Origin of the sequence: Paenibacillus xerothermodurans, assembly GCF_002220865.2 — a bacterium.
Lineage (GTDB): Bacteria > Bacillota > Bacilli > Paenibacillales > NBRC-103111 > Paenibacillus_S > Paenibacillus_S xerothermodurans.
The window spans coordinates 300,588-319,899 of sequence record NZ_NHRJ02000004.1 but is presented as its reverse complement, the minus strand read 5'-3'; the positions used below and the strand labels follow the sequence as shown (position 1 = coordinate 319,899).

Sequence of the window (19,312 nt, the reverse complement as noted above, 5' to 3'; positions counted from 1 at the left end):
TCAGTACACCTCCCCGGCCTTCAAGAGGCGGCTGGAGGCCGCAAACATGACACAGAGCATGTCCCGTGTCGGCAGGTGCATTGATAACGGACCCATGGAATCCTTTTGGGGAACCTTGAAATGTGAGAAGTATTATTTGAATACATACARCACCTTTGAAGAACTAAAGAGGGACATTGACGCCTACATCCACTTTTACAATAACGAACGATTACAAGCAAAATTAAACGGCCTTAGTCCAATGGAATTCAGGACCAAGGCCGCCTAASCAATTTTAATTATTTGTACTGTCTACTTGACGGGGTCGCAGTTCATCCTCACAAATTTGTGGGATGGAGGCCTTTGTTGGATTTTAAGGCAAATAGCTGCGAAGCACCGTCATAGAACCGGTTAGCGTATACTCGCCGAGGTTGGCAGGCAGCAAATAGCATTGGCCCGGCGTGACCGGCAGCTCACCGTCCCCCCAGCGGATTGCGCCCGAGCCGCTGCACACAATGTGGATGACGAAGCTGTCACTGCTCGTTTGCAGCGCCCACTCTTGGTCAACTAGTCCTTTTTCCGTGACGAAGAATGGGGAGCGGGCCAAGGTCAGCCACTGGTTGGTGGCAGAGAGCTCTGTCTTCATACGGGTTGCACCGGCTCCGTCATAAGCGATCACATTCAACGAATCTTCAATGTGCAGCTCACGCGGCTTGCCATCCAAGCCAGGGCGGTCATAATCGTACAAACGGTAGGTACTGTCCGAGTTTTGCTGTATTTCGGCGACCAATACGCCGGCGCCCAAAGCATGCACGGTACCGGCAGGAATGTAGAATGAATCGCCGGCTTCCACCGTGATTTCGTTCAAACAATCCAGAATACGTTTTTCCGCTATAGCCTGAGTGAGTTCACCGCGGGTGACGCCAGCTTTTAGGCCGTAAATAATTTTAGCCCCGGGCTTCGCCGCAAGTATGTACCACATTTCCGTTTTACCAAGCTCACCTTGAGGCAGCCGCTGATACTCGTCGTTAGGATGTACTTGCACGGACAGATCGTCCTGGCAATCCAGCAGCTTGATTAACAATGGGAAGCGGCCCGTCTTCTTGGAGCACCCTTTGCTCCCGAACAGCTCCTGGCCGTATTGCTCACGAAGTTGGTCCAAGCCTAGACCTGCCAGCTCACCGTTAACCACTTTCGTTGTACCGTTAGGGTGATCGCCGATCATCCAACCTTCGCCGATAGGTCCATCCGGCAGCTGCAATCCAAATTGCTCAAGATCGCGACCACCCCACACACGTTCCTTCATTTCCGGTTTAAACAACAATGGGTATGGTTTCAAAATAAATCCCCCGGTTTCTGAATATTTTACAGTCTTCTAGGATTATATCAAATGCGAATGCTAATTTTCTATGGGGTATTTGCTAGCGTATCCATTTTTGGCACTTGTCAGCGGAAGCACAATGCATCTATGATCTTTATAAACTAGATTTACAAAAAAGTCGGAGGGATTGCGTTGGCGTTAGCTGTCGGAATTGATATTGGCGGAACAAAGGTATCGGTGGGTGTGGTGGATCAGGAGGGACGCGTTGTGGCGAAATCAGCACTAAAAACCGACCTAACGGTCCCACCCGGACATATGGTCGCGCGCATCGCAGAATCGGTCAACGGGATGATGGCTGAGCACGGTTGGAATTACGTCGACATGATGGGCATCGGGATTGGCGCGCCGGGTCCGCTTGATCCGAAAGCCGGCAAAATTACCTGTCCGCCCAACCTGCCTTCGTGGAAGGACTTCACGCTCGCAGCAGAATTGCAGAAGCGGTTGCCATGTGACATACGACTCGAAAATGACGCGACTGCTGCCACGTTGGCTGAGAAATGGCTCGGCGCGGCACGAGAGACGGATCATTTTGTGTATCTGACCATCAGCACGGGCATAGGTGCGGGCATATATCTGCATGGTAAGCTCATCACAGGCGCCACCGGCAACGCCGGAGACGCCGGTCACATTGTGGTTGATCCGGCTGCGGGGCAGTGCACTTGCGGACAATACGGCTGTTGGGAGCAGGTGGCTTCGGGCACGGCAATCGCCAGGCAGGCATCCGAATTGCGGGGCAAACCCGTGACAGCCAAGCAGGTGTTTGAATTGGCCGATCAAGGCGACAGCGAGATGCTGGCATTGGTTAACAAGGTTTACCGGTACGTAGGTGTGGGCTGTGTGTCACTGATCAATCTGCTAGATCCTGACATGATTGTCATCGGTGGAGGTGTGTCCCAGGTGGGTGCACCTTTGTTCCAAGCAGTGCAGCAATATGTATCACGGCACGCGCTCAATCCCTCCGGCAGGGAAACGGCTGTCGTGCCTGCCGTGTTGGATCAAGACGCCGGTCTGATCGGGGCAGCTGCGCTTATCCACCGCGAGTACGCTTAGGGCCTGTATGTTTTCGCCGGCAGCTCATGTTACAGGCTGTGCTTTCAATATAATGGTGATGAAACTTCCTAAAAGGAGTGAGGCCCGTATGAAGTTCAGCTATGTCACCCATTTGCATTGTCCTAAGTGCGGCACGGAATACGATCACAATCAAATTCAGCACCTCTGCCAATGCGGTTCGCCTTTGCTGGTGGACTACGATTTGGAGTCATTGAAGCGTGATTTCGCCCCGGCTCATTTGATAGGCAGGTCTGCGGATCTGTGGCGGTATCATGAGCTGCTGCCGGTGTCGGACGAACGCAGCATCGTCTCTCTGGGCGAGGGCATGACACCATTGGTCGGCATGCCCGCGCTGGGTGCGGAGATGGGCATCAGACAGCTATACATGAAAGACGAGGGCATTATCCCCACCGGCACATTCAAAGCCCGCGGGGCTGCGCTGGGCGTGTCGAAAGCCAAAGAACTGGGTGTAACTGAATTGGCTATGCCCACCAACGGAAATGCTGGAGCGGCTTGGTCACTGTATGCGGCTAGGGCGGGAATCAAGGCCTCTATTGTCATGCCTGTAGAGGCGCCGCTGATCACTAGAACCGAATGTGCCATCTCCGGTGCGAATTTGTCTTTAGTGAACGGGCTAATCAGCGATGCCGGGCGCATCGTCGCGCAGGCGGTCGCTGCACACGGTCTGTATGATGCGTCCACTCTAAAGGAACCATACCGTATTGAAGGCAAAAAAACGATGGGCTTGGAAATCGCCGAGCAGCTTGGCTGGAAGGTGCCTGACGTCATTCTTTACCCCACCGGAGGCGGGGTTGGCTTAATCGGGATTTATAAAGCGTTGCGCGAGCTGACGGAAATCGGCTGGATCCAGGACAAAATGCCGCGTTTGGTGGCGGTTCAGGCAGCGGGCTGTGCTCCGATCGTGAAGGCGTGGCAGGAGAAGAAGTGGGAGTCCGAGTTTTGGCCTGACTCATCGACGGTGGCGTTTGGCATTAATGTGCCCAAAGCGCTGGGTGATTTTCTGGTGCTGGAAGCCGTATATAATACGCATGGCTGTGCTATCGCGGTAGACGATGCGGCGGTGCTTGATGAGTTGACGCACGTCGCTCGGAGCGAGGGGGCGTTCATTTGTCCTGAAGGTGCGGCGGCGTTCGCAGCGGCCCGGACGCTAAGAGCTGATGGCTGGATCGCCGACTCGGACACGGTCGTAGTACTTAACACGGGCTGTGGGATAAAATATCCGGGAACGGTACAGGTAGAAGTCCCTGTGCTGGAACCGCATGACTGTATCCTATGATTAACGGAGGACACTGCTACCGTCGTATGCCTCCTGCAACTTCATCCGCGCATTTTGCCCCCGGTGGTGTGTGGCATAGAAGCTAGAGTCGATCAAGGCCTCCGCGTCCTAGAGGTTTATGGGCACGCGAGGTTTTTTGCTGTGCGTTCTGCAGCAGGCGCCTGCGCATATCAATATCTGATCATTTGACGAAGCTGTCGCACTCTGGGTTTGTGTGGACATATAAGTCCACCACCTTCACTGGATACTACCACTGGCGCACTATCTCATCTCAGGGAGACTTCGCGGATGGGAAGCGCTCGCATGCCGCTCCTACTTGCTCTCCGCCATCTTCTTCAAGTAAGTCTCGATCAATATATCAAGCAGCAAGACCAGGGGCGAGCGGGACGTTATATCATAACCTGAATACGAAGATGTGGGTATGCGCGTGCTGATATTGAAGTGCGTGAGCTGCGAGAGCGTGCTGCCAGCGGCATTTGTCACCGAGAACAGGCGTGCACCTGTGAAGCGGAGCTTTTCGGCAGCTTTGACCAAAGTTTGAGTCTCTCCACTCATCGATATGAACAGAACCACATCGTTGTCGTGCAGCAGATTCGGCAGTAGATCGATAATGTGCGACTCATACACATACATAGTTTGCTTATGAATTTGTATCAACCGTTTGCCGATGTACTCGCCAAGGCCTTTGGTAAGGCCCACTGAAACAACAACGACCATTTTCGCTTGCAGCATCGCATGGGCCATCCGTTCGAGCTGCGTATGGTCAATGTTGTCCAATGATTCGTGCAAGTTATGAATATATTTCATCACAAGATTATCTGTATCAAGCGCGTTATCAGCGTCCAGCGAACGGAGTATATAGCTCAGCTCCGAGAAGCCGGCGAGACCGAGCTTCTTGCAAGTTCGGATCACGGTAGTCGTGGATACGTTCACTGCCTCTGCCATCTGCACAAGGTTCAACTTTTTTGCCGCCTCGAAATGATTGTCAATATAGTACAGCACATGTTTCTCCGCATCGCTCAGGTTATTCAGACTTGATCCGAATCTGTCCACCACTTGTCCCATATCGATTCCCCCATCTGTGCAAGATCATGATGTTCATCATCGTACAATTATACATCATCCGTACACTGAAGGAATGCTAAATCGAGTAAAATCGACATTGAGGTAAAAAGTGCTGTTGCAACATCTGCATACAGTTGAAAAGAGGGCTGACAACATGGAACTTCAAACGATGACGAATCAGCGACTGCTGTTCTTAGATGTCGAATTGTCAAACAAAGAGCAAATCATCAGCCATCTGGTGGAAGCCCTTGCACGAGAGGGGGTTGTGTCTTCCGCAGCGGGATTCAAACAAGTGGTACTAGCCCGTGAGGCCCATTCGCCAACCGGCCTGGAACGTGGATTGGCTATCCCGCACGGCAAATCCACATTGGTGAATGAGGCGAAGTTCGCCGTCGCCCGGCTCAAGCGGCCGATCAACGACTGGGAATCCATCGATCCGGATAACAAGGTCGATCTCGTATTTCTTCTGGCCATGCCGGAAGCTCAGGCGGGTAACCTCCACGTCAAACTACTTTCGAAGCTTTCCAGACGTTTGATGGACGAGTCATACCGAGCTCACTTGTACGAGGCGGACACGCCGGAGAGCTTCTTGGCAAGTCTGGACAGCGCGGGCGCGGCCAAAACAGAATCCGTAAGGGATAAAGACATGAGTGCAAACCAGCCGGACGCGGAGCGACAACAAGGGAAGACCGTGTTGGCCGTTACGGCGTGCGCGGCAGGCATAGCCCACACGTTCATGGCGGCCGAGGCACTCGAGAAAGCGGGGCGAGAGCTTGGCATCACGGTGCTGGTTGAAAAACAGGGCGCGAACGGGATTGAAGACCGCCACACGGCAAGCCAGATCAAACAGGCGGATGGCATCCTGTTTGCCGTCGACACCAAGGTAAAAGAACGAGAGCGCTACGCAGGTAAACAGTACGTCGAGGTGAAAGTAGCCGAACCGCTAAGACGCGCCAAGGAGCTTTTGCAGCAGACTCTCGAGCATCCAAGCGGAGTTGTGGAAGGTGATCAACACAACGGCACAGCGGAAACGCAGCGCGGCGCGGACGGCCCGAAAGGTCTTCTGTCGGAAATGACGCAAGCGGTGATGACGGGCATCTCCTATATGATCCCGGTCCTCGTGTCAGCCGGCTTGATGCTTGGCATTGCTAAGCTCACCTGGATGTACGGTCTTGGCCTGGACATCAATGACATCGCCAAAGCCGAATACGCGACGGCGGGCGGAGCTGCCGAATTCCTTCATAGACTTGATGCTTTCGGCACCTTAATCTTCAAATTTCTTTACCCTGTGTTTGGCATGTTCGTTGCATATTCGTTAGCCGATCGTGTGGGCATTGTCCCCGGACTGCTAGGAGGTGTATTCGCCAGCGGTCTGCATTATACCATCTTTGGTGATAAGACAGGGGTGCCCAGCGGCTTCCTAGGGGCTCTCGTTCTGGCTTTGGCGGCAGGCTATCTCGCGAGGTTTTTGAATGAACGGATTCGGCTTCGCAAGAGCTTGGCGGCGATGAAACCGATGTTCATCATTCCTGGAATCAGCGTGCTTGTCATCTTTTTATTGAACCAATATGCAGTCGATCCGTTCTTCAGTCAACTGAACCAGTGGATGGCTGTTTCGATAAGAAGCATGACTGGGGCCGGAACTCTGACGATGTCCGCGATTATAGCTGCGGCTACCGCGTTTGACCTGGGCGGACCAGTCAACAAGGCGGCGGGAGCGATCGCAATCGGGATGGCGGCGGACAACATTTTCCCGCTCACACCGCGCGTGCTCGCTATTGTGATTCCTCCGCTGGGACTTGGACTTGCCACCATCATAGACCGTTTCGTAGTGGGGCGTCCGGTGTTCAGCCAAGATCTTCGAATTGCCGGCAACACGTCGTTCCTGCTCGGCTTTCTGGCGATCTCGGAGGGAGCGATCCCGTTCATGCTAAGAAACCCGCTGCTAACGATTCCGATCAATATTATCGGCGCGATTGTCGGCTCCTGCACCGCCGTTGCGCTCGGCGCCGAACAGTGGTATCCGCTCCCGGCAGTTTGGGGCTGGCCGCTCGTGCAACATTTGCCAGCCTACCTCGTCGGATTGGCTGCAGGCGTTGCATGCATTGCATTTGCGAACATCTTTTTACGCTATGCGGACATCAAACGCAAAGAACGTCGCGGTGAACAAGCATTTTAAACAAATCCAAGGCTGTGTCGGGCGCTCTTGGTTCGCACAGCCTTTCAACTTAGATGGGGGCATACGACTATGAACCGGAAATCAAAAGTACATGTTGTGCCGCACTCGCATTGGGATCGAGAATGGTACTTCACCATTGAGGACTCCAACGTGATACTGGTGGAGAACCTCGACCGTCTGATTGACGTGATGGAGCGGGATTCCGCTTACACATCGTATGTGTTTGACGCCCAGGTATCCGTTGTGCAGGACTATTTGGCCATCCGACCCGAGAATCAGGACCGGCTACAGGCGCTCATCGACGCGCGTCGTATCATGATCGGTCCATGGTACACGCAGACAGATACGCTCCTGGTTAATACAGAGTCGGTCATTCGCAATTTGTTGTACGGAACTAGGATGGCGAAGGAGCTCGGTCACTCGATGCAGGTAGGCTACCTACCGGACATTTTCGGCCAAAATGCATATCTTCCATCCATCTTCCAGCAATTCGGCATGCAGCATAGTGTTCTTCAGCGTGGCGTCTACACTGAACAGGTTGAGAATGATTTGAATTTTTGGTGGACATCTCCTGACGGTAGTTCGGTGAAAACCAATTATATGTACTTTGGCTATGGGCCGGGCAAATTCTTGGAACCATCCGCGTCTTACTTTGAGCAGCGGTTGAATCCGATATTGGAAACGCTGGAGGGCATGAATGAGTCCACAGACCAGCTTCTGCTTCCTGCGGGCGGTGACCAAGTGCTGGTGCGGGAGCATTTTCCCGCGACGGTCGAGTGGCTGAACAAACATGACGACAACAGGGAGTATGTTCTCTCCAATTATGAGAAGTTCATGCGTGAGGCTTGGGAGAGCGCAGCTTTCAAAAACACGATTCATGGTGAATTGATCGCCGGTCAAAAGTCACGAATACACAGCACCATTCGCTCGCACCGGATCGATTTGAAACAGCACAACTACCGCGTGGAAAACAAGATGCTTCATCGGTTGGAGCCGCTCGCCTCCATCGCAGCTTCGCTTGGCATTAAGTATCCGAGAAAATGGATGGATAATGTGTGGAAGCAGCTGTTCGACGTACATGCCCACGATTCCATTGGCGGCTGCAACTCGGACGACACGAACCGAAACATTGAAATGAGACTCACGAGGGCGGAGCGGATCATCGATGGTTTAATGAACATATTGAAAAAACAGCTGGCTCGCGCAGTGTCCGCGCAGACTGGCTGCCGCGAGATCGCGCTGGCCTTTAATTACTTGCCGCGTCGACAGAAATCTTTGATGCCGTTTGTTGTATTCACCAAGTCGGAACAGGTGGCGCTCACGGACCGGGCGGGCAACGGTCTCGCTGCCACCATCACCAAGCAGGACTACATTAGTGGCGGCAAACAGATTGTGGTCACTGCCGAAGGTGAACGGCAGGTTGAGGTGCCAGGTTATTACCGGACTGAGCTGTTGGCTGAAGTGGATACCCCTCCACTTGGTTATACGACCGTGAAAGTCGTGGAGGGTAAGCAGACCGACGTGCGCGAAAGCGTAAAGGCAGCTTCAATACAGAACCAACGTTACACGGTGAAGTGGATAGAAGGTCAACTTGTGGTAGCAGACCATGTAACCGGGCAAACAATTCATTCCCTCATGCGTTTCGAGGATGCAGGCGATCACGGTGATTCCTATGATTACTCTCCGCTCGAGGGGGACACGCCGACATATAGCGCCGAGTGTGAGTTGGTCGAAGTCACCAGAGGAGAAGTAAGTGAAACGCTGCGTGTGCGTCACCGCCTTAACCTCCCGGCCGACCTAGAAGAGCGTACACTACACAGAGCTTCGCGGGAGCTCATCATTCACACGGAGTTCGAACTGCGGAGCGGTGAGGAGTTTATACGGATCGAGCACTCGCTGCATAACAACGCGTATGATCATCGGCTTCGTGTTTTGTTCCGTCAAAAGGCGGACCACACATGGGCGGATCAAGGGTATACGGCACTGCGCCGCGAAAAAGTGAATCCTCACATGCAAAACTGGAAAGAAAACGGGTTTGCCGAAGCTCCCGTCTCGATCTACCCTCTGGAAAACTACGTGGTTGCCGAAGGAGATGACAGTCAACTGGGGTTGATCACCGAAGGGATCAAGGAGTATGAGCTGTTAGAGGAAGAACTGGCGTTGACGCTCTTCCGCAGTGTGGGACTTCTGGGCAGGGACGATCTGGCCTGGCGCCCAGGGCGGGCGTCCGGAATCAACAACAAGGCGGTTGCAACACCTGACGCGCAATTGCAGAAACAGTTGACATTCCGCTACGCTGTGCATACGTCGAATGAGAAGTTTCAACCCGGCCAATGGAGTGCGTTGACAGAACGCTATATAGCGCATACGGCTGCATACCACCTGCAAGAGCTGAACACTTTCGAAGAGAGATTGGAACGCTTTGATCTGCCGCAGCCAATACAAACCGCCCCTTCGCAATTCTCCGTTTTAGAGGTAACTGGCCTTGCTTTTGTGAGCTGCACGAAGCTGACGGAAGACGGGGAGGGCCTCATAATCCGGTTGTTTAATCCGTCTGCCAAAGAAGTGGCGGTTACCGTGGATTCAACGCTCTACCAACATGTGAAACCCGTCTCCTTGGCTGAGGAGCCTGTGGAAGGAGGGGGAAACACCATCGAAGCAAAAGCGTACAAGACACTTAAATTGTTGTGTGCTAAGGAGTGAGATCAAATGAATAAGCAGCAGCTGCTCGACGGCCTGCGTGAAAAGATGGCGCTCGTGTACGGAGCGGTAAAAGCCGAGCAAGCATATACAGCCCTTGTTCAGTTGGTGGAACGCTGGGAGTCTGCCGATTGGCAGCCTGCTGGGAAATTGACAGAGAAAAACGTCTACTTGATCACGTATGCTGACGCAGTCACATCGCCCGGGGAGGCCCCGCTGGCAACACTGCATCGCTTTCTGACACAGCACGTTGGACAAGCGATCACGGACGTGCACCTGTTACCGATGTTTCCCTACACGTCTGACGATGGATTCTCGGTCACAAACTACCGTATGATCAATCCGGAATACGGCGATTGGGAGGATATTAAAAGATTTGCGAGTGACTATCGGCTGATGTTCGACTTCGTCGCGAATCACATCTCCAAGTCCAGCGACTGGTTCCAAGGTTACTTGAATGACGAGGAGCGTTATGCCCATTACTTCATTCCGCGGGACAAACAGTTTGACGCGTCACATGTAGTCCGGCCGCGCACTTCGCCGCTGTTCCATGAATACGAGAGCCGCTATGAGAGTAAATCGGCCTGGACGACATTCAGCGAGGATCAGGTGGATGTGAATTTCGCCCACATCCCGCTGCTTTGTGAGATGAGCGATATTCTGCTTGACTATGCTCATCGCGGTGCGTCGTCGATCCGACTGGATGCCATCGGCTTCCTGTGGAAGAAATCGGGCACAACCTGCATGCATTTGCCCGAAACCCACGCGATCATTTCGGTCTGGCGGGATTTGCTCGATTATTTCAAATCGGGCACGCAGATCATCACCGAAACCAACGTGCCGCACAAGGAGAATATCAGCTATTTCGGCGATGGCACGAACGAGGCGAACCAAGTTTACCAATTCTCGCTTCCACCGCTGGTTTTATACGCATTCACAGCTCAACAAGCATCACAGCTTTCCGACTGGGCCAAAGGGATTGGCCGTGTATCGGACACCGCAACCTATTTCAATTTCCTGGCATCGCACGACGGCATTGGAATGCGCCCGACGGAAGGCCTGCTGAGTGAAGATCAGCGTCAACTGCTCGTGGCTAAAGTAGTGGCCAATGGTGGACGTGTGTCGTACAAGGCGAATCCGGATGGAACACAGACCGTGTATGAGCTGAATATCAACTACATTGATGCCTTGGTCAATAGCGACGAACGGGACAATGAGGCGCTGATCATACAGAAGGCACTCGCAGCGCACAGCATTCTATGCTCGGTGGTTGGAGTGCCGGCAATTTACTATCACTCTTTGTTTGGATCGTCGAATGACTACGCCGGGTTGGAGCAGAGCGGAATCCCGCGGCGCATAAACCGTGAGAAGCTGGACGCCTCCGCGCTGGCTGCAGAGTTGGAGACTACAGGACGGCGGCGCATGCTTTTTGATGGCATACTCCGGTTGTTCCGTGTCCGCCAGGAGACCAGTGCGTTCTCGCCGTACGCCGACCAGCAGGTCGTGGAAGTCCACGACAACCGTGTATTCGCAGTCCGGCGTACGAACGGGCAGACCGGAAGTTCGGTCGTTGCGCTGGCAAATGTGACGAACCAGCCTGTGCAGCTGGAAACCAACATCCACGGGCGGGAATTATTCAGCTCTGAACGGATCAGTGGGACCATCGCATTGCAGCCATACGGCTATGCCTGGATAGAAGAAACCCGCGGAGAATCTAATAATTAGGAGGAAATAACAATGTACTCAAAAACAGTTACCGTTGTAAACCCGGAAGGCATGCATATGCGTCCGGCTAAAATGCTGGCAGACAAGGCCACAAATTTTTCATCTGAAATTACGCTTCACACCGCCGACGAGCAGGAAGTCAATGCCAAGAGCGTGCTGGGTATCATCGGATTGGGGCTGGAAAAGGGCGCCAGCGTCACCCTGGCAGCGGAAGGCGAAGATGAACAGCAAGCTGTAGAGACGCTGTCGGAGATGTTTGCCAACGGCTTCGGTGAGCTGTGATGAACACCGCCAATTCCCAGGAAAAAAGATTCACAGGCATTGGGGTATCGGAAGGAATCCGCTTCGGCCGTGCATTCGTGCTGGCCGAACCGGCGGAGCAGGCATTCTTTCCGGAACGGATAGAGGCAGCACAAATGGAGGCTGAGCTCCAACGATTGGATGCTGCTAAAACCAAGACCTTTACTGAACTTCAACGCATTATCGAGACAGCGAAAGCGACGCTCGGGGAGGAGAAGAGTGCCATTATTGAGGGGCAGCAAAGTTTTCTCAGTGATCCGGCTTTCTATGGAGATATCGAAGCTCATGTGAAGAAAAAACTGCTGTCTCCTGAAAATGCCGTGCAAACCGTCGTAGGCAAACTCACCGCGTTGTTTGAAAAGATGAACAATGCTTATGTCCGAGAACGCATTCATGATGTGAGGGACTTGGCGGCCCGTCTGATGTCTCATCTGCAGCGGACGTCTTATTCCGATCTGACGCAGCTAACGGAAGAGGCGATATTGATTGCGAGCGATCTCACGCCTTCAGTGACGGTACAGCTCGATCGCCGTTATGTTTTGGGCTTTGTCACTCAACTAGGGGGCGAGACGACCCACACGGCGATTCTATCCCGTTCCCTCGGCATTCCCGCCATCGTTGGCGCTGGGGAGGCCCTCGCTGAGATTGCGTCTGGAGACGAGCTAATCATCGACGGAACACGCGGTCTGTGCATCGTGAACCCGAACGCGGCGACCTCGGCAGAATATCGTGCGATGTTTGCACACGAGCAGTTACTCACGGAGCGGCTAGCCGCTTTTAAAAATGAGCCGGCCCGCACAGCGGACGGTCATACAGTTGAGCTGGCGGTAAATGCCGGCATGGCGGAAGAAAAATTGGATGGGATGGTGGATGAGGCGGATGGCGTTGGCTTGTTCCGCACGGAATTTCTGTTCATGCAATCGGATCATTTTCCTACGGAAGATGAGCAGTTCCACGTCTACAAACAGCTGGCGTCAGCTTGGAACGGCAAGCCGGTCGTTATCCGCACATTAGACATCGGCGGTGACAAGGAGCTGTCTTACTGGCAGCTGCCGGCAGAAAGCAATCCGTTCTTGGGCATGCGCGCAATCCGGTTATGCTTGCATGAGCAGGATTTGTTCAAGACCCAATTACGGGCGATCTTACGAGCGAGCGCATACGGCTGCGTGAAGATCATGTTTCCCATGGTCACGACCATTGACGAACTGCGTAAGGCCAAAGCGTTCACGGAACAGTCAAAGGCGGAATTGCGGGCGGAGCACATCGCGTTCGACGAGAATGTCGAAATCGGTATCATGGCGGAAGTGCCTTCCGTCATTCAACTGGCCGACCGCTTCGCCAAACAGGTAGACTTCTTCAGCATCGGCACGAACGATTTGGTTCAGTATACGCTGGCGGTCGACCGGATGAATGAGAAGGTGGCGCACTTGTATGATTACTTCCATCCTGCGGTACTGCGTTCCATCCATTCGCTTATTCAGGCAGCGCATCGTGAAGGTAAATGGGTCGGAATGTGCGGTAAGATGGCGGGTGATCCCCTTGCAGCGCCGCTACTGTTAGCGATGGGGTTAGACGAGTGGAGCATGGATGCACCTTCAGTGGCGAGGCAGAAGTTCAGGTTGTCCACTCTAACCGTCGGTGAATCCAAGCTGCTGCTGGAGAAAGCACTGGATCTGGATACCGCGGCTGAGGTACGTGCCGCTGTGAAGCATTGGAATCAGTCCCAGGAAACATCCAAGAGTTGAATGAGTTGACCGTTAGCCATATTCGAACGGCACTGGGGGCATTTTGCCGATCGATATGAGACAACGTGCCGCGTACATGTGTAGCCGTGGTAAGTGCGTCTAACTACATCACGTAGTTAAACTTGCTCTGACTGCGGCTGCATTCAAAGAGGAGATTTTTAGTCATGCGCTTTGAAGAGCGGGTTCAAAAATTCGAATACAAGCTCAACGATACGGACGATCAAATTGTTGAATATATCATAAAGAACAAGAAGGATACAGTACAGCTGTCGATTCAATCGCTTGCCGCCAAGCTTTTTACAGTTCCAAACACGGTGACTCGGCTTTCGAAAAAGTTAGGCTACGACGGGTTTTCACAGCTCAAAAACAGACTGAAGGATGAGCTGCAAACAACAGACCGGGACCAGGTGGCCGACAATTTGCATCACAACATACAGAGAACACTCAGCCTGCTGGATCCGGAGAAAATTGCGATGGTCAACAGAATGATTCAGGATGCGGGACGGGTGCTGTTTTTCGGCGTGGGCGACAGCCTGCCTTTCTGCGAGATGATGGTGAAGCATTTGAAAATTGTCGGCAAAGCCGCGGAATATTACATCCACCGACATGAGATGATCCACGAAATCAGCCATTTGACGGGAGACGATCTAATATTCTTTATCAGCCTGTCGGGAGAAACCCCTCAGGTGCTCGAGATGGCGGAACTCTGCAGACAGAGGGGAGTGGCTATCGTATCACTCACTCATTTCTCCCGCAACTCATTACAGCAGCTTGCAGTCGTAAACTTATATTGTTACTCGCCCAAGCTGATGCTCAACGAACACAATATAACCGACAAGACCCCGCTGATGATCGTTATCAGGTTGCTGTCCGAGCATTACTGGAATTTGTCCTCAGCTTGAGCATCCATGTGTATAAATACACATGAAAACGATTGTTCAGGTCAACCCGGTTTAAAAAGTAAGAAGAAACCCGATTCTTACTTTTTTTTGTGCTACCATTTGCTTAAGCTAGTTTTAGTTAGACAGAAGGAGGTCACGAGCATGCTGTTACAAAACGCAACCTCACCGCAATTGATTGGCATACGTGAATCGTATGGTTCAAAAGATGACGCGATTCGCGCTCTCATCAAGAAGCTGGCCGATGCCGGGAAGCTGCATTCGGAGGAACAATTTTACGAGGCAGTGATAGCACGTGAAAAGCTGTCCGCCACCGGTTTGGAGGGTGGACTCGCTATTCCGCACGGTAAATCCGAAGCGGTGAAAGAAGCCGCATTCGCCATCGCGACCGTGGAACATCCGCTTACCGATTGGGAGAGTATGAAGCCGGACCATAAAGTAGAACTGATCGTACTATTGGCAATCCCTAAGGATCAAGCGGGTAAAGGTCATCTTAGCCTTCTGTCAGAACTCATGAAAAGGCTTTCGAAACCGGATTACAAAAACCGGCTGATGCATGCGACATCGAGCGTGGAGCTGTATGCTAGCCTGGATGCGCCAAAGGAAGTCGAAACAGCGGCGGTTCCCGAGCAGGCAACCGGCAAAACGGTGATCGCAGTCACCGCCTGCCCTGCAGGTATTGCGCACACTTATATGTCGGCGGAAGCGCTGATTAAGGCGGGCAAGGAGCTCGGCGTCGACGTGTTCGTCGAAAAACAGGGCGCCAACGGTATCGAAGACCGTCATACGCCGGAGCTGCTCCGAAAAGCCGATGCGGTCATTTTTGCCGTCGACGTCGCTGTGAAGGAGGAAGCGCGGTTTGGCCACCTGCCAAAGGTGAAAACATCCGTGGCCGCGCCGCTCAGAGACGCGACGGGCATCCTCACACAGGCGCTGGACAAGGCGGCGGCTACTCCGAAGAAGGAATACGCCGGAAATGCAGCCTTCTCAGGCGATTTCGCAGATGAAGCGGAAGGCGATTCGAAGCGTTTTAAAACTGAACTCAAGGATTCAATTCTAACCGGTATTTCACACATTATTCCCATTATCGTCGCCGGCGGTATGACTTTGGCCGCAGCTGTACTCATTTCGCAGTCGTTTGGTCTGCAGGAAATTTATAATGCCAACAACTCCTGGCTCTGGCTGATTAGGCAGCTCGGCGGCACGCTGCTTGGCACCTTGATGGTGCCGATTCTCGCAGCGTACATGGCTTATTCCATCGCGGACAAGCCTGCCCTCGGACCCGGTTTCGCAGCCGGCGTTGCAGCTAATCTAATCGGAAGCGGTTTCCTGGGTGGCATGCTCGGCGGATTGCTCGCCGGTTATGTGCTGAAGTACATGAAGCAAAAGATCAAGCCCAAAGGTACCTTTGCCGGATTTGTCAGCTTTTGGGTGTATCCGGTGGTGGGCACCTTTATCGTGGGAGGCATTATGCTGTTCGTGGTGGGCCAACCGCTCGCCGCTATCAATCAAGGCTTAATCGAATGGCTGAAAGGCTTGTCAGGCGCCAATGCGCTAATTTTAGGCGCTATCGTTGGCGCTATGGTCTCCTTCGATCTGGGCGGTCCGGTAAATAAAGCGGCCTATACATTTTGTATCGGGGCGATGGCGAGCGGTAACTTTATTCCCTACGCGGCGTTCGCGTCGGTCAAGATGGTTTCGACTTTTTCCGTTACGGGCGCCACCCTGCTCGGACAAAAATACTTTACGGCGCAGGAGCGTGAGGTCGGCAAGCAAACTTGGCTGCTTGGCTTGGCGGGCATCACGGAAGGCGCGATCCCGTTCATGATTAACGACCCGCTGCGTGTCATTCCCTCGTTAATCGCCGGCTCAGCGGTAACAGGCGCGATCGTGGCTTATTCTGGCGTAGGGCTGAGCGTACCTGGAGCAGGGATTTTCTCCCTAGCGCTGTTGCAAGGCCCTGGTGTGTTTGCCGCGGCCGCCATCTGGCTCGGAGCAGCCATTGTGGGCGCGTTGATTTCCATGGTGCTGCTCATTGTAACCAGAAAATCGAAGCTTGCGAAACAAGGACCGCTAATGTAATTTCATCACGGCAGATACCACAACAAAGGCTCAACACTGCCCCTCAGGCAGCGTATCAGATTCTACAGGCATAAATTCAGAACCATATAAGGGTAGGAGTGAAGAAACATCATGAAAAAGGTCCATATCGTCCCGCACATGCATTGGGATCGCGAATGGTATTTTTCCACAGAGGAATCACGGATCCTGCTGGTGAACAACATGGAAGAGATCATGCACATGCTTGAAACTAATTCCGACTATCCGTACTACATTCTTGATGGTCAAACCTCCGTTTTGGAGGATTACTTTGCGGCGAAGCCAGAAAACAAAGAAAGGGTCAAGAAGCTGGTACAGGCGGGCAAATTGATCATAGGGCCTTGGTACACGCAAACGGACGAAATGGTGGTCGGTGGTGAATCAATCGTGCGCAACCTGCTGTATGGTCTGAAGGATAGCAGAGAGTTCGGTGAGCCGATGATGATCGGTTACCTTCCCGATTCGTTCGGCCAGTCTTCGCAAATGCCGCAGATTTTCAATGGATTTGACATTAAGCATACAATCTTTTGGCGGGGCACCTCAGAGCGCCATGGCACCGATAAAACGGAATTTTATTGGCAGGCCGACGACGGCTCAAGAGTGCTCGTGCAGCTTCTTCCGCTTGGATATGCCATCGGTAAGTATTTGCCGGAGGCCGAGGAGGCGTTAAAGGCACGCATAGACAAATATTTCGCAGTCCTCGACCGCGGCGCCACCACCGAGCATATCCTGCTGCCGAACGGGCATGACCAAATGCCGATTCAGAAAAACATTTTCACCATCATGGAGAAGCTGCGGAAGCTATATCCGGACCGTCAGTTTTTCCTTAGCAAGTATGAGCATATCTTTGATCAACTGGAGAAAAAGGCTGATCTGCTGCCGACACTGAAGGGTGAATTTCTCGATGGTAAATACATGCGCGTTCACCGCAGCATTTATTCTACACGTATGGATATCAAAGCCGCCAACGCACGGATCGAGAACAAACTCACCAATATTTTGGAGCCGCTCGCTTCCTTGGCGTACAGTTTGGGTTTTGAGTATCATCACGGATTGATCGAGCTGATTTGGAAAGAGATCATGAAGAACCACGCACATGACAGTATCGGGTGCTGCTGTTCGGATAAGGTGCATCGGGAAATTTGCAATCGTTTCTTTCTCGCTGAAGAGAAAACCGACCAGTTGATCAATTTCTATAAACGCAAGATTGTTGACTCCATAGACACTGCATGGAACACTGACCGTGTAACCGCCTTCAATTTGCTGCCGTACGAGCGGGAGGATGTGCTGACGACCACCGTCATTACCAAGCTCAAGACGTTCGACTTGCTGGATGAGCAGGGCAACGCCGTCGAGTTTGAAGTCCTGGACAGCGAAGTCAAGGATCCGGGTCTAATCGATCGGCAAATCGTGCATTACGGCAATTACGATCCGTTTGTGAAATACACGGTGCAGCTGAGGGACCGTTTGCCAGCGATGGGCTATAAAACGTACTTTGTGAAGGACAGCGCGACGGATATGCTGACAAACACGGTTGAGACAACAGATCAAATCGAAACCGATTATTACCGGATCGGCGTAAATTCAAACGGGACGCTGAGCATATTTGACAAGCGGTTGAACCGTTCCTTCGACCGCGTACTGCTGTTAGAGAACGGTGGAGACGACGGCGATGAGTACGACTATTCTCCTTTAGCGGATGAAATGCTCATATACAGTGACAGCGTGCCAGCCCGGACGGAAATATGGCAAAACCGCTTCGCTGCAACGGTCAACATCCGCTATGAGCTGCCGGTTCCCGGTGATCTGGAAAAACGTAAGGCTCGCGTGATAGATAGTTCGATCGGGGTATATATAAAATTGACCATCCCGAATCATAAGCCGGTGATCGAAGTGGAACTGGAACTGGATAACCATGCGAAAGACCACCGGGTGAGAATGCTTATTCCAACCGGTATCGCTTCCTCGTTCTCTGTGTCGGATAATCAGTTCGGCTGCATTAAGCGTGGGGTAGTAGATATGGCCATGCATGTATGGGAGCAAGAGAACTGGGATGAGCGGCCGGATGCCATCTATCCGATGCTGAGCTTTGCAGGCTTGTCCAACGATGATTTCGGCGTGACCCTGATGACAGGCAGTTCCCGGGAGTTTGAAATTATTGGGGACCATTTCGACACCATTGCCGTTACCCTTTTCCGAAGTGTGGGATTTTTAGGAAAAGAAAATCTGCTGCGCCGGCCGGGACGCCCTTCGGGGATCAAGCTGGCGACGCCCGATTCCCAGATGCTCGGAAAACTCTCTTTGCAATTCGCTTTATCTATTCATCCGGGAGCCGTTATGGTGGCCAATGCAGGCCGCATGGCAAAGGAATATTTGACGCCAATCCAATTCTATAACAAAATACCCCACGATGCGATGAAGCTGAATCCCTCGGGCATCCACACACCTGCGAGCTACAGTTTTCTGCGGGAGGTTCAGCCGGGAGTGGTACTTAGTACGCTGAAAAAAGCCGAAAACAGCAACCGGTTTGTGCTGCGATTCTATAATCCGACAGACGAGGTGACTACAGCCTTGTTCCATTTCACTCCTGCTGTTATGGCAGCGCAGACGGTAAATCTGAACGAACAGCCGACCGGTAAGCTTGAAGTCAAAGATAATCAGGTTGAGCTTTCGGTTGCCCCGAACCAGGTGCGCTCGGTGTTATTTTAGGCGAAGACCCACATTCGACTATCCCAACTACCTTAATTGTTCCTTGGATTAAGCTTGAATTTACATCATAATAGTGCCACATGATGTACAGCCTCACGGAATCTAGCTCAATCCGCCAACGCAGACCTCCATAACTTTCTCGCCACCCTCCTGATTTGCAACAGGAGGGTTTTTTGCCAGCCA

Annotated in this window: 13 protein-coding genes; 11 read left to right on the top strand and 2 right to left on the bottom strand. The window is 52.6% G+C overall.

The genetic code is table 11. The features are described 5' to 3' along the window. Nucleotides 1-268: IS3 family transposase (locus CBW46_RS10805; protein WP_207802268.1), on the top strand; the 268-nt coding region annotated here is incomplete at its 5' end. 84 nt (nucleotides 269-352) lie between these two features. Here CBW46_RS10805 and CBW46_RS10800 read toward each other — a convergent pair. After that, a complete protein-coding gene (locus CBW46_RS10800) occupies nucleotides 353-1,318 on the bottom strand; it encodes a type I phosphomannose isomerase catalytic subunit (RefSeq protein ID WP_089200012.1) in 966 nt (321 codons plus the stop codon). A gap of 174 nt (nucleotides 1,319-1,492) precedes the next feature. Here CBW46_RS10800 and CBW46_RS10795 point away from each other — a divergent pair, with 174 nt between their 5' ends. Further along, nucleotides 1,493-2,410 (top strand): ROK family protein, encoded by a 918-nt coding sequence (locus CBW46_RS10795; RefSeq protein ID WP_089200011.1) that lies wholly within the window; start codon nucleotides 1,493-1,495, stop codon nucleotides 2,408-2,410. 88 nt (nucleotides 2,411-2,498) lie between these two features. Further along, nucleotides 2,499-3,707: a threonine synthase gene (locus tag CBW46_RS10790; protein ID WP_089200010.1), complete on the top strand. Its 1,209-nt coding sequence runs from the start codon at nucleotides 2,499-2,501 to the stop codon at nucleotides 3,705-3,707. 312 nt (nucleotides 3,708-4,019) lie between these two features. Here the strand turns inward: CBW46_RS10790 and CBW46_RS10785 are convergent, their stop codons facing one another. Continuing rightward, on the bottom strand, nucleotides 4,020-4,772 hold the full coding sequence (locus tag CBW46_RS10785; protein WP_089200009.1) for a MurR/RpiR family transcriptional regulator: 753 nt from the start codon (nucleotides 4,770-4,772) through the stop codon (nucleotides 4,020-4,022). A gap of 154 nt (nucleotides 4,773-4,926) precedes the next feature. Here CBW46_RS10785 and CBW46_RS10780 point away from each other — a divergent pair, with 154 nt between their 5' ends. The 8 genes from CBW46_RS10780 (at nucleotide 4,927) to mngB (ending at nucleotide 19,129) form a co-directional block, all read left to right on the top strand. Continuing rightward, nucleotides 4,927-6,951: a fructose-specific PTS transporter subunit EIIC gene (locus CBW46_RS10780; protein ID WP_089200008.1), complete on the top strand. Its 2,025-nt coding sequence runs from the start codon at nucleotides 4,927-4,929 to the stop codon at nucleotides 6,949-6,951. A 69-nt stretch (nucleotides 6,952-7,020) separates the two neighbouring features. Continuing rightward, nucleotides 7,021-9,654 (top strand): glycoside hydrolase family 38 N-terminal domain-containing protein, encoded by a 2,634-nt coding sequence (locus CBW46_RS10775; protein WP_089200007.1) that lies wholly within the window; start codon nucleotides 7,021-7,023, stop codon nucleotides 9,652-9,654. Nucleotides 9,655-9,660: 6 nt separating this feature from the next. After that, on the top strand, nucleotides 9,661-11,376 hold the full coding sequence (locus tag CBW46_RS10770; RefSeq protein WP_089200006.1) for an alpha-amylase family glycosyl hydrolase: 1,716 nt from the start codon (nucleotides 9,661-9,663) through the stop codon (nucleotides 11,374-11,376). Between the two features lie 12 nt (nucleotides 11,377-11,388). Then, the gene (locus CBW46_RS10765) at nucleotides 11,389-11,658 is read left to right on the top strand and encodes an HPr family phosphocarrier protein (protein ID WP_089200005.1); all 270 of its coding nucleotides are present in this window, start codon (nucleotides 11,389-11,391) and stop codon (nucleotides 11,656-11,658) included. After that, nucleotides 11,658-13,421: a phosphoenolpyruvate--protein phosphotransferase gene (gene ptsP, locus CBW46_RS10760; protein ID WP_089200004.1), complete on the top strand. Its 1,764-nt coding sequence runs from the start codon at nucleotides 11,658-11,660 to the stop codon at nucleotides 13,419-13,421. Before CBW46_RS10765 ends, ptsP begins: the two co-directional genes overlap by 1 nt. A 164-nt stretch (nucleotides 13,422-13,585) precedes the next feature. Continuing rightward, the gene (locus CBW46_RS10755) at nucleotides 13,586-14,323 is read left to right on the top strand and encodes a MurR/RpiR family transcriptional regulator (RefSeq protein ID WP_089200003.1); all 738 of its coding nucleotides are present in this window, start codon (nucleotides 13,586-13,588) and stop codon (nucleotides 14,321-14,323) included. Between the two features lie 141 nt (nucleotides 14,324-14,464). Continuing rightward, on the top strand, nucleotides 14,465-16,402 hold the full coding sequence (gene mngA, locus CBW46_RS10750; protein WP_089200002.1) for a PTS 2-O-a-mannosyl-D-glycerate transporter subunit IIABC: 1,938 nt from the start codon (nucleotides 14,465-14,467) through the stop codon (nucleotides 16,400-16,402). A gap of 111 nt (nucleotides 16,403-16,513) precedes the next feature. Further along, complete coding sequence (mngB, locus tag CBW46_RS10745; protein ID WP_089200001.1) at nucleotides 16,514-19,129, top strand: mannosylglycerate hydrolase; 2,616 nt, start codon at nucleotides 16,514-16,516, stop codon at nucleotides 19,127-19,129. Nucleotides 19,130-19,312: the final 183 nt, after the last annotated feature.